Origin of the sequence: Methylacidimicrobium cyclopophantes (genome assembly GCF_902143385.2) — a bacterium.
Lineage (GTDB): Bacteria > Verrucomicrobiota > Verrucomicrobiia > Methylacidiphilales > Methylacidiphilaceae > Methylacidimicrobium > Methylacidimicrobium cyclopophantes.
In genome coordinates, this window is record NZ_CABFUZ020000185.1 from 1 (window position 1) to 9,066 (window position 9,066).

Here is a 9,066-nt window from a genome sequence, read left to right on the forward strand (position 1 = left end):
CCGGATCGACCCGGCCGAGCTCCGAGAGCATCCGCTGCGGCCGGGGCTCTCCTGCGTGACCCGAATCGACACCTGGCGGCGCGGACGACCGGTCCTCGAGCCACTTACGGAAATTCCGCCAAGCGCCTATCGCTCCGACTACCAGACTTCGGTCTATGAGGAAGAGGTCGAGCTGCGCGGGGCGGCCGAGGAGATCCGGAGAATCATCGATGCCAACCGCATGCCCTCCTCCCGCCCGCAGGAGTCGTTCCCTTAACTCCCGTCTCTTTGCCATTCCCATGCAAGAGATTGCCAAGAAAGCGCCGACGCTCGTTCTTGCCTCGACCGCGCCCTTCCTTCCCCCTATGCTCGTTTGCGGCTGGCCGCGACAGGTGGATCCCGGAAGTCCCGCCGCCGCCGGCACCTTGATTTTCGGCTGGAGTCCGCCGGTTCTTGCCGGGCGGACGGGGAAGGGATCGTGATGCTCCGGCGCCTCGGCTATCTGTTGCTCGCGGGACTCGCCCTTGTGGGAGCGCTCGTCCTCGTAGGGGGAGTCCTCGCCATCCGCCAGGGATTCGGCTCCCGGCAAGCCCCTCCAGCCTGGGAAGCATTCCTGGCGAAGCGGATCTACCGGCTCTCGATCCCCGAGGAGGCGCGCCTGCAGCAAAACCCCTTTCCGCCGACCCGCGACTGGTTGCAGCAGGGAATGGAACACTACGCCGACCATTGCGCGCAATGTCACGCAAACAACGGAAGCGGGGAGACCGAGATGGGCAAAACCCTCTATCCCCGGCCTCCGGATATGCGGAAACAAGAAACGCAGAGCCTCACCGACGGGGAACTCTACTACATCATCCACAATGGGATCCGAATGACGGGAATGCCGGCCTGGGGGGAAGAGGGCCATGATGCAGAGAGCTGGAAGCTCGTGCTCTTCCTCCGCCATCTGCCGAAGCTCACGCGCGAGGAGGAGCGGGAGATGGAGAAACTCAACCCGAAGGGTCCGAAGGAACGGGCCGAGGAGCGGGAGGAGGAAAGCTTTCTCGAAGGAGACGACAAAAGCTCTCCTTGAATGGAGGCTCAGGAAAGGGTATCGTCAGCCAGCCTTCCGCAACCGTGGGCGGAGGACGGAGCAAGAGCCCTTTGGAAAGAAAGAGGAGGTACGATGCGCGGCGCGATTGGAGTTTTGCTTTCTTTGGTCATCTTCGGATTCGGCGCGTCTTCCACGTTCGCGCACGGTAATGAGATCCATGTCATCGGGCAGATCGCCTCAATGGAAGGGAAGGTCTTGACGGTCAAGACCCGCGAGGGAAAGTCGATCGCCGTCGAGCTTACCGACCAGTCCGAAATTTCCAAGGGGAAGGAAAAGGAACCGGCGACGGTCGCCGACCTAATGCCCGGGGAGCGCGTCGTGATCCATGCGCGCAAAGCCGGCGAGAAGCTGCAAGCGCGCACGGTACAGATCGGCAAGGCCAAGGCGGCGGAAGCCGGGAAGGCGAAAACGGGCTCCTGATCCGTTTCCCCTCCTTGCTCTGGCCCGGCTTTCGCAGCGCATCCCGCGTCTCGACGCTTCGAGGGGCTCTCCCTCGTCAAGACATCGCCAGGTCGAACCGGTCTAGGTTCATCACCTTGTTCCAGGCGGCGACGAAGTCGTTCACGAACTTCTCCTGCGCATCCTCGCTGCCATAGACCTCGGCCAACGCGCGCAGCTCGGAATGGGAACCGAAGACCAAATCGACCCGGGTGGCCGTCCACCGCACTTCGCCCGTCTTGCGGTCGTATCCTTCAAAAAGATTCTCCTCTCCGGCCACCGCCTTCCATTCCGTGCCCATATCGAGAAGGTTCACGAAGAAGTCGTTGGTGAGCGCACCCGGGCGCCGAGTGAAGACGCCATGCCGAGTCCTACCGACGTTGGCATCCATCGCGCGCATACCGCCGACGAGCACCGTCATCTCCGGCGCGGTGAGCGTGAGCAGCTGCGCCTTGTCGACGAGCAGGGCCTCGGCGGGCACGCCTACGCCCTTCTTCCGAAAATTGCGGAAACCGTCGGCCATCGGCTCGAGCACCGCGAAGGATTCGACGTCCGTCTGCTCCGGCAGGGCATCCATACGGCCCGGAAAGAAGGGGACCGTCACCGGGCAGCCCGCGTTCCTCGCCGCCTGCTCGACAGCCGCGCAACCGCCGAGCACGATCAAGTCGGCCAGCGACACCTTCTTCCCGCTCTCCGCGCCGGCATTGAACTCCTCCCGGATCGTTTCGAGCAGGGCGAGCACCTTGGCGAGCTGCGCCGGCTGGTTCGCCTCCCAGTCCTTCTGCGGAGCCAAACGGATGCGCGCTCCATTGGCACCTCCGCGCTTGTCCGAGCCTCGGAAGGTGGAAGCCGACGCCCAGGCGGTCGACACCAACTCCGAGACCGTCAGCCCGGAAGCGAGGATCCTCTCCTTGAGCCGCGCGATCTCGGTCGCCTCGATCAAGGGGTGATCCACGGCGGGAATGGGATCCTGCCAGATCAGCTCTTCTTGCGGAACCTCGGGACCGAGGTAACGGATGCGGGGGCCCATGTCTCTGTGCGTGAGCTTGAACCAAGCGCGGGCGAAGGAGTCTGCGAAGAGATCCGGATCTTCGTAGTAGCGGCGCGAGATCTTTTCGTAGACCGGGTCGAATCGGAGCGAGAGGTCCGTGGTAAGCATGGTCGGCCGGCGCTTCTTGGCTGGATCATACGGGTCGGGAATGATCTCGGGGGCGTTCTTGGCCACCCACTGGTATGCGCCGGCCGGACTCTTGGTCAGCTCCCATTCGTACTCGAAGAGAAATTGGAAGAAATAGTTGCTCCACCGCGTCGGGGTCTTGCTCCAAATCACCTCCGGACCGCCGCCGATGGCGTCCGGACCCTTCCCGCTGCCGAAGCTGCTCCGCCAGCCGAGACCCTGTTCGGTAATGTCCGCCGCCTCCGGCTCAGGGCCGACATAGCTGGTCGGACCGGCGCCATGGGTCTTCCCGAAGGTATGCCCGCCTGCGATCAGCGCCACCGTCTCCTCATCGTTCATCGCCATGCGGGCGAAGGTTTCGCGGATGTCGACCGCCGCCGCCACCGGATCGGGCTTCCCGTTGGGACCTTCCGGATTCACGTAGATGAGGCCCATCTGCACGGCGGCCAAGGGATTCTCGAGGTCGCGTTTTCCGGAGTAGCGCTTGTCTTCGAGCCACTTCCCTTCTGATCCCCAGTAGACCGACTCATCGGGCTCCCAAGCGTCGACCCGTCCCCCGCCGAAGCCAAAGGTCCGCAAGCCCATCGATTCCAGTCCCACGTTGCCGGCGAGGATGATCAAGTCGGCCCAGGAAATCTTCCGGCCATACTTCCGCTTGACCGGCCAGAGCAGGCGGCGGGCCTTGTCGAGGAGCACATTGTCCGGCCAACTGTTGACCGGTGCAAAGCGCTGCTGCCCGGTCCCCGCGCCGCCGCGACCGTCCCCGATCCGGTAGGTGCCGGCGCTATGCCAAGCCATCCGGATGAAAAGGGGCCCATAATGGCCGAAGTCGGCCGGCCACCAGTCCTGTGAGTCGGTCATCACCGCGCGCAAATCCTTCTTCACCGCCTCCAGATCCAAACTCCGAAACTCCTTCGCGTAATCGAAGCCTTCGCCCATCGGGTCGGACAGCGGGGAATTCTGCCGCAAGATGCTCAGGTTGAGACGATTGGGCCACCAGTCGCGAATGGTGGAAATTCCTCCCGCAGCGGCGGTATGGCGAAAGGGACAGCTCGATTCGGTCGACATAGGTTTCCTCCTTCTCTAGGGAAGCTCGCTTTTGACTTCGAGGATAGGTCCGCTTGTCCAATTGGTATAATTCATTCTTTTGATGGATTGGATACTTTCTGCCTATGAGTTCCGGAGCAACCTTTCCCGCTTCGATCTCGCGCGAAGGATCTCGGCCAGGCGGCCTTCGACGCTTTCGATTGCATCGGCAGAGAAGCAGTGCGTACGATCGGACTTCCAGTGGACGCCGTTTCCGATTCCCCCGACTCCAAAGAGCGCGGCCTCGGCTGGAGAGCCGATCCAGCGGAGGATGACGATCCGCTCGATCTCAACCCGAGCCACCTCGTGGCGTTTGCTCTCGTCGCCGAGCTCGGCAGCGTGAGCCTCGCCGCGCGCCGCCTCCACGTCGTACAAGCGGCGGTCTCCGCCCAATTGCGGAGATTGCGGGAGTCGGTGGGCGATCCCTTGTGTCGCTTCGAGCAGGGGCACGTTCGCCTTACCCCTGCGGGCGAAGAGCTGCGTAAGCATGCGCTACGCGTGGCGGAGGCGGTTGCAGCGGCACGCGACTTCAGCCGGCGGCTGCAACGTCGGACGAAAGGCCGGCTGCGCATCGCTTTGACCCCGACGATCGGCAGCTACTATCTCCCCTGCCCGCTGGTCGCCTTCCAAAACCGCTATCCGGGGATCCGAGTCGACATCGAAACGGGACCCTCCCGGGAACTCATCCGGAGGGCGGAGGATTTCGATCTGGTCTTCGTCGAGGAGCCGATGGAGGGGGATCCCCCTCCCGCTTTCGTCCGCAAACCTTGGATCGAGGAGGAGATACTGGTCGTCGCGCGCCGGGAGAGCAAGCTGGCGCGCGCCTTTCCCGGGGGCGTGGCGCTCCGCCTCCTCCACGGGGAAAGGGTCGTCTGGCGGGAAGCCGACTCTGGAGTCCGCCGCACCGTCGAGAGGGCGTTCGGAAAGCTCTCGATCGACTCTCCCGGCCATGTGGAAGTACCCAGCGCCCAGGGGGTGATCGAAGCCGCTCGCGCCGGCCTCGGGGTCGGCTTTGTCGCCGCGAGGGTGCTTCCGGAAGCCGATCCCGAGCTTGCCGCCCTGCGGGTCGACCCCCCCCATGGCCTGTGGTGGAGCCTTGCCATCCTCGCTCCTCCTTCCATGCAACGTTCCGCGGCTGCCGCCGCGTTTCTGGAGCTGCTCCGGCGCAACTCCTCCCCATGGGCACGCGGCGGCAATTCCGCTTGCGAAAGCGGCTCCCGCGCCTAGACGCTGTAGGAGCTGGCGCCGACCCCGGCCAGCTTGCCCCCTTCGACGACCAGATACTCCTTGCGGATCGGCCGCCCGGCGAACCAACACTCCAGGATCTCGCGGACTCCCGCCGCATACCTTGCCTGAGCCGAGAGAGTCGATCCCGAAATGTGCGGGGTCATCCCCTCGTGAGGCATGGTCCTCCAGGGATGGTCTTTCGGAGCCGGCTGCGGAAACCAGACGTCCCCCGCGTAGCCGGCGAGCCGCCCGCTCTCCAAGGCGCGTACGATCGCATCCCGATCGCAGATCTTGGCGCGGGCCGTGTTGATCAGATAGGTCCCCCTCTTCATCCTGGCCAGCAGGGCATCGTCGAAGAGATGCTCGGTCTCGGGATGGAGCGGGCAGTTGATCGTGACGACGTCGCAGTGGGGCACCATCGCCGCCGCATCGGGATGGAAAGTGAGTCCCAACTCCTCCTCGACCTGCGGAGGAAGCCGGTGACGATCGGTGTAGTGCAGACCGACCTCAAACGGCTTGAGTCGCCGGAGCACCGCAAGCCCGATTCGGCCCGCCGCCACGGTCCCGACCTGCATGCCTTCGAGATCATAAGCGCGTTCGACGCAATCGGCGATGTTCCAACCCCCGCGCCGCACCCAGTCGTGGGAAGGCAGATAGTTGCGGACAAGGGAGAGAATCATCATGACCACATGCTCGGCCACGCTGATGCTGTTCGAGAAGGTAACCTCGGCGACCGTGATGTTCCGCTCGACTGCGGCCCGCAAGTCGACATGGTCCGAGCCGATGCCGGCGGTGATCGCCAACTTGAGCTTCGGAGCCCGCGCAATCCGCTCCCTCGTCAAGTAGGCGGGCCAGAACGGCTGCGAAATCACCACGTCGCTATCCGGCAGCTCCTGCTCGAAGCGCGAATCCGGCCCATCCTTGTCCGAGGTCACTACAAGGGAGTGCCCCCGTTCCTCAAGAAATCGACGCAACCCCAGCTCCCCGGAAACGCAGCCCAACAGCTCGCCGGGTCGAAAATCGATCCGTTCCGGATTGGGCACCGTCTGCCCGTCTGGATATTTCCGAATCACCGGGATCGAATCCCGGGCATAGGACGGGGGATATCCGTTGATCGGATCATCGTAGAGAACGCAGAGTATTTTCATTTCTTTTCCTCGTTTCCATCATTTTGGCGACCGGGCCGCACTCCCATCCGGGGACGGCCCTCTTAAGGAAAGATAGCTCCTTAAACGACAATGATGGAAATAATCCTTTCTTATGATGCGATCATATTCCGTTATGGAGCCAAGCAAGGAATCCCCCCGGACCAGGCCCCCCTCGCCATAACGGCCGGCGGAAGCGGAGCTCTTCCCCGGCCGCCCGCGAACGGCTTCAGAGAAAGAAAACGGTCTTGCTCTAGACTGTCTTTTTGCCTATAGAGGAATTAGAGAAAAGAGCGCTCGTGCTTTTGATCCTTCTTCCTTTCTGCAAGAATCATCGCATCTGCAACGGACCACCGGATCGCGCGCTCTAGGAACCGCGAAAGAAGACGATGCCTCCACCGGGCGAACGACTCTGGTTTTGCTTACGGGCGCAGCCCAAACGCGAACGGATCGCCTACGAGTCCCTCCTGCGACTGGGCGGTGTCGAGGCGCTCTTGCCGTTGATCCGCTATAGCCGCCTCCGGAAAGGTAAGCGGGTCTGGGCGATCGAGCCGCTCTTTCCGGGATACCTCTTCGCTCGCTTCGAACCACTCCTACGCCTCAACGCCGTCCGCTATGCGCAAGGCGTTGCCAAGGTCGTGCACTTCGGCGGGCGCTACCCACTGATCCCGCCGGGCGCGGCCGACGAGCTCCGCAAGCTCCTGGGTCCGGAGAACCTCATCACGCTCGACTCGAGTCTGGAACCGGGCATGGAGGTGCAAATCGGCGCCGGCCCGCTCTGCGGCCTCCATGCGATCATCCGCGAATTTCTTCCCGGAAAGGAGCGGGTCCGAATCCTCCTCAATTGGCTCGGCCGTCAGTTGGAGGCGGAGATCTCGCCTTCCGACGTCGAGATTCCCGATCCTCGAATCGGCCGAAAGATCGTGCTCTGCAATCCGACCCAGCCGATTTCGGATCGCAAGAAGCAGGGCTTCTAGGCAGCCCTGCGAAATGCGGGGAAGCGTCCGCCCTTTCGGGCCACCGGCGCGGCCCGCCTTCCAGCGGAAGCGGGCATGCCGGGTTCCAGAGCTTCGGAAGCGATTAGGAGCAGTCGCAATCCTTGTGCTTGTGCACCGCGCACGCTTCTTTCTTTGCGCACTTCTCGGCACAGGCGCAGCTCGCCTTCTTCTTCGCGAGAGTCGAATCGGCGTGGAGGGATCCCGCGGCGGCGAAGAGCAGAACGGAGAGGACGGAGAAGAGTGTCAATGCTTTCATATTGCTGCTCTTAGCGGCGCGGGCCAACGGCTGCAAGCGCAATGTTTTTCCGAGCGACGGATGCATCCCGGGCGGAAGCCAGCAGACGCGAAGAACGATTCGTCACTCCTCTTCCAGCCGAACCGGGGCTCCTCTCCAGACCCATCCCTCGGAAAGGACCTTTGCGTAGACCCCGACCTCGGCATGGTTGTAGCGGGCCGCCGTCCGGAGGATTCCCGGATCCTGCGGCAGATCCCCTTGAGGGAGGGTCGTCATGACGCAGCGGCCACAGCCCATCGTGATCTGCAATCGAACCGAGTCCCCGATGCGGATCCGCTTCCCGATCCATTGATTCTCGACGAAGTCGCATGCCTCCGCCGGCGACGCGATCACGAAATTGGGCCGGAACCGCCGCGATGCAAAGAGGCCTTCCGGATAGAGAGAACGAAGCTTCCGGAGGGTCGCGGTCGTGACGAGATGGATCGGGGCGGCGTCGAAGAAGGTCCCGGCGGGCATCTTCTCGTCCGTCGTCTGCTCCCGATGAGCCAGCCCTTCGATATCGGGCCAATACTCCTCGAGGCTCACCTGATCCAACGCAGTGGCGAGCAATGCCACCTTCCTCCCGAAGAGAGCCCCGACGGGCTCGGCCGCCTGCGAATCGTCGCTTCGACGCCATTCTCCCCCGGGGAGCTGAAATCGAACGACCGGATCCGGCGACTCCTCCGGAGACCGGATCCAGGAAACCGGCAAATCGAAGAGCTTCCCCCATTTGGCCGGGTACTTGGCACTGACGATCTTCCCGGTCTCCAGATCCCGGAATGCAAAGTGCCGGTCTCCGAGCAATCCCTGCGCGGTGACGCGAACCGCAGCAAGCTCCTCGCCCCGCATCGACTTGACCGGAAAGCGGCGCAGGCAGACTACCTCGCCGATCCCTTGTTCCCCTGTGCCCATTGCTTTCTCCTATCGGTTGCCTCTATTGTCGTTTTTGCAGAAACGGTATTCCCTCCATGGAAGGCTCCGCAAGGCAAAAGCGTCGCTCACATGAGGAATCGCCAGAAGGTGGCAAAGAACTCGTTGGCCCGCTCCCCGAAGCTACGCTGGCGCCATTGGGAAAGGGTGACCTCGCGCGAACGGGACATATCCTTTTCGATGAGGGAGCGGGCGGCCGCCGCGGTCCTCTGTCCGAAGATGATCGCGTCGACTTCCTTGTTATAAACGATGCTTCTCCGATCCATGTTCGAGGATCCCACTGCGGTCCACTCTCCGTCGATCGTAGCGAACTTCGCATGGAGCACTTCCCCTTCCACCTCCCAAATCCGGACCCCGGCTTGGAGCAGTCGCCCATAGTCCGCCCTCCCCGCCGCCCGCACCTCTCGGTCGTTGACCGGAGAGGGCAAAACCAACCGAACCGCCACGCCGCGCCGGGCCGCTCGAGCCAGCTCCTGGATCTCCTGCCGCGTAGGCACGAAAAATCCGGTGCTTAGATCGATGCTCCTCCGTGCAGCATGGATCGCTTCCAGGAAGTTCCGATAGTAGAGCGCCTCATCCCGGTCGGGCCCGCTGCCGATCACGGAGACCCGCTCCTCTCCCCTTCGCGCCCCTGCCGGAAGCGAGCTCGGGGCTGCTCCCTCTGCTCCCCCTTGGCTCAACCAGGTTGCAAAGAAGAGCCGCTCCAGAGCGGCAGCGGC

General features: G+C 63.2%; 10 protein-coding genes and 1 pseudogene. 6 read left to right on the top strand and 5 right to left on the bottom strand.

The window, feature by feature from the left end; all coding sequences use genetic code 11:
- The 4 genes and pseudogenes from FN369_RS08300 to FN369_RS08315 all read left to right on the top strand — a co-directional run.
- Window positions 1–256: pseudogene (locus tag FN369_RS08300) on the top strand (membrane fusion protein of tripartite multidrug resistance system); the annotation flags it as partial.
- A gap of 22 nt (window positions 257–278) precedes the next feature.
- Window positions 279–461, top strand: coding sequence for a hypothetical protein (locus FN369_RS08305; protein WP_142525699.1), 183 nt, complete (start codon window positions 279–281; stop codon window positions 459–461).
- Entirely contained in the window at window positions 461–1,051 is a 591-nt protein-coding gene (locus FN369_RS08310) for a c-type cytochrome (protein ID WP_142525706.1), read from the top strand. The genes FN369_RS08305 and FN369_RS08310 overlap by 1 nt, the downstream gene beginning before the upstream one ends.
- 93 nt (window positions 1,052–1,144) lie before the next feature.
- The gene (locus FN369_RS08315; RefSeq protein ID WP_142525700.1) at window positions 1,145–1,492 is read left to right on the top strand and encodes a hypothetical protein; all 348 of its coding nucleotides are present in this window, start codon (window positions 1,145–1,147) and stop codon (window positions 1,490–1,492) included.
- A 76-nt stretch (window positions 1,493–1,568) separates the two neighbouring features.
- Here the strand turns inward: FN369_RS08315 and katG are convergent, their stop codons facing one another.
- Window positions 1,569–3,755: a catalase/peroxidase HPI gene (katG, locus tag FN369_RS08320; RefSeq protein WP_142525701.1), complete on the bottom strand. Its 2,187-nt coding sequence runs from the start codon at window positions 3,753–3,755 to the stop codon at window positions 1,569–1,571.
- 198 nt (window positions 3,756–3,953) lie between these two features.
- Between katG and FN369_RS08325 the strand changes: the two genes are divergently transcribed.
- Window positions 3,954–5,000, top strand: coding sequence for a LysR family transcriptional regulator (locus tag FN369_RS08325; RefSeq protein WP_142525702.1), 1,047 nt, complete (start codon window positions 3,954–3,956; stop codon window positions 4,998–5,000).
- On the opposite strand, the gene FN369_RS08330 is transcribed toward FN369_RS08325, so the two are convergent.
- Entirely contained in the window at window positions 4,997–6,148 is a 1,152-nt protein-coding gene (locus FN369_RS08330) for an NAD-dependent formate dehydrogenase (RefSeq protein ID WP_142525703.1), read from the bottom strand. The two genes, FN369_RS08325 and FN369_RS08330, sit on opposite strands and share 4 nt — an antisense overlap.
- A gap of 386 nt (window positions 6,149–6,534) precedes the next feature.
- Between FN369_RS08330 and nusG the strand changes: the two genes are divergently transcribed.
- Window positions 6,535–7,122, top strand: coding sequence for a transcription termination/antitermination protein NusG (nusG, locus tag FN369_RS08335; protein WP_142525704.1), 588 nt, complete (start codon window positions 6,535–6,537; stop codon window positions 7,120–7,122).
- Between the two features lie 103 nt (window positions 7,123–7,225).
- Here the strand turns inward: nusG and FN369_RS11225 are convergent, their stop codons facing one another.
- The 3 genes from FN369_RS11225 to FN369_RS08345 all read right to left on the bottom strand — a co-directional run.
- Window positions 7,226–7,399, bottom strand: a complete 174-nt coding sequence (locus tag FN369_RS11225) for a hypothetical protein (RefSeq protein WP_178087761.1) — start codon at window positions 7,397–7,399, stop codon at window positions 7,226–7,228.
- Between the two features lie 102 nt (window positions 7,400–7,501).
- A complete protein-coding gene (locus FN369_RS08340) occupies window positions 7,502–8,329 on the bottom strand; it encodes an MOSC domain-containing protein (RefSeq protein ID WP_142525705.1) in 828 nt (275 codons plus the stop codon).
- Between the two features lie 86 nt (window positions 8,330–8,415).
- Window positions 8,416–9,066, bottom strand: a 651-nt coding sequence (locus FN369_RS08345) for a phospholipase D-like domain-containing protein (protein ID WP_246189632.1), incomplete at its 5' end; no start/stop codon positions are given.

Bases quoted from the DNA above. Each gene is read 5' to 3' on its own strand.
- FN369_RS08305 (WP_142525699.1), top strand. From the start codon at position 279: ATGCAAGAGATTGCCAAGAAAGCGCCGACGCTCGTTCTTGCCTCGACC.
- FN369_RS08310 (WP_142525706.1), top strand. From the start codon at position 461: ATGCTCCGGCGCCTCGGCTATCTGTTGCTCGCGGGACTCGCCCTTGTG.
- FN369_RS08315 (WP_142525700.1), top strand. From the start codon at position 1,145: ATGCGCGGCGCGATTGGAGTTTTGCTTTCTTTGGTCATCTTCGGATTC.
- katG (WP_142525701.1), bottom strand. From the start codon at position 3,755: ATGTCGACCGAATCGAGCTGTCCCTTTCGCCATACCGCCGCTGCGGGA.
- FN369_RS08330 (WP_142525703.1), bottom strand. From the start codon at position 6,148: ATGAAAATACTCTGCGTTCTCTACGATGATCCGATCAACGGATATCCC.
- nusG (WP_142525704.1), top strand. From the start codon at position 6,535: ATGCCTCCACCGGGCGAACGACTCTGGTTTTGCTTACGGGCGCAGCCC.
- FN369_RS11225 (WP_178087761.1), bottom strand. From the start codon at position 7,399: ATGAAAGCATTGACACTCTTCTCCGTCCTCTCCGTTCTGCTCTTCGCC.
- FN369_RS08340 (WP_142525705.1), bottom strand. From the start codon at position 8,329: ATGGGCACAGGGGAACAAGGGATCGGCGAGGTAGTCTGCCTGCGCCGC.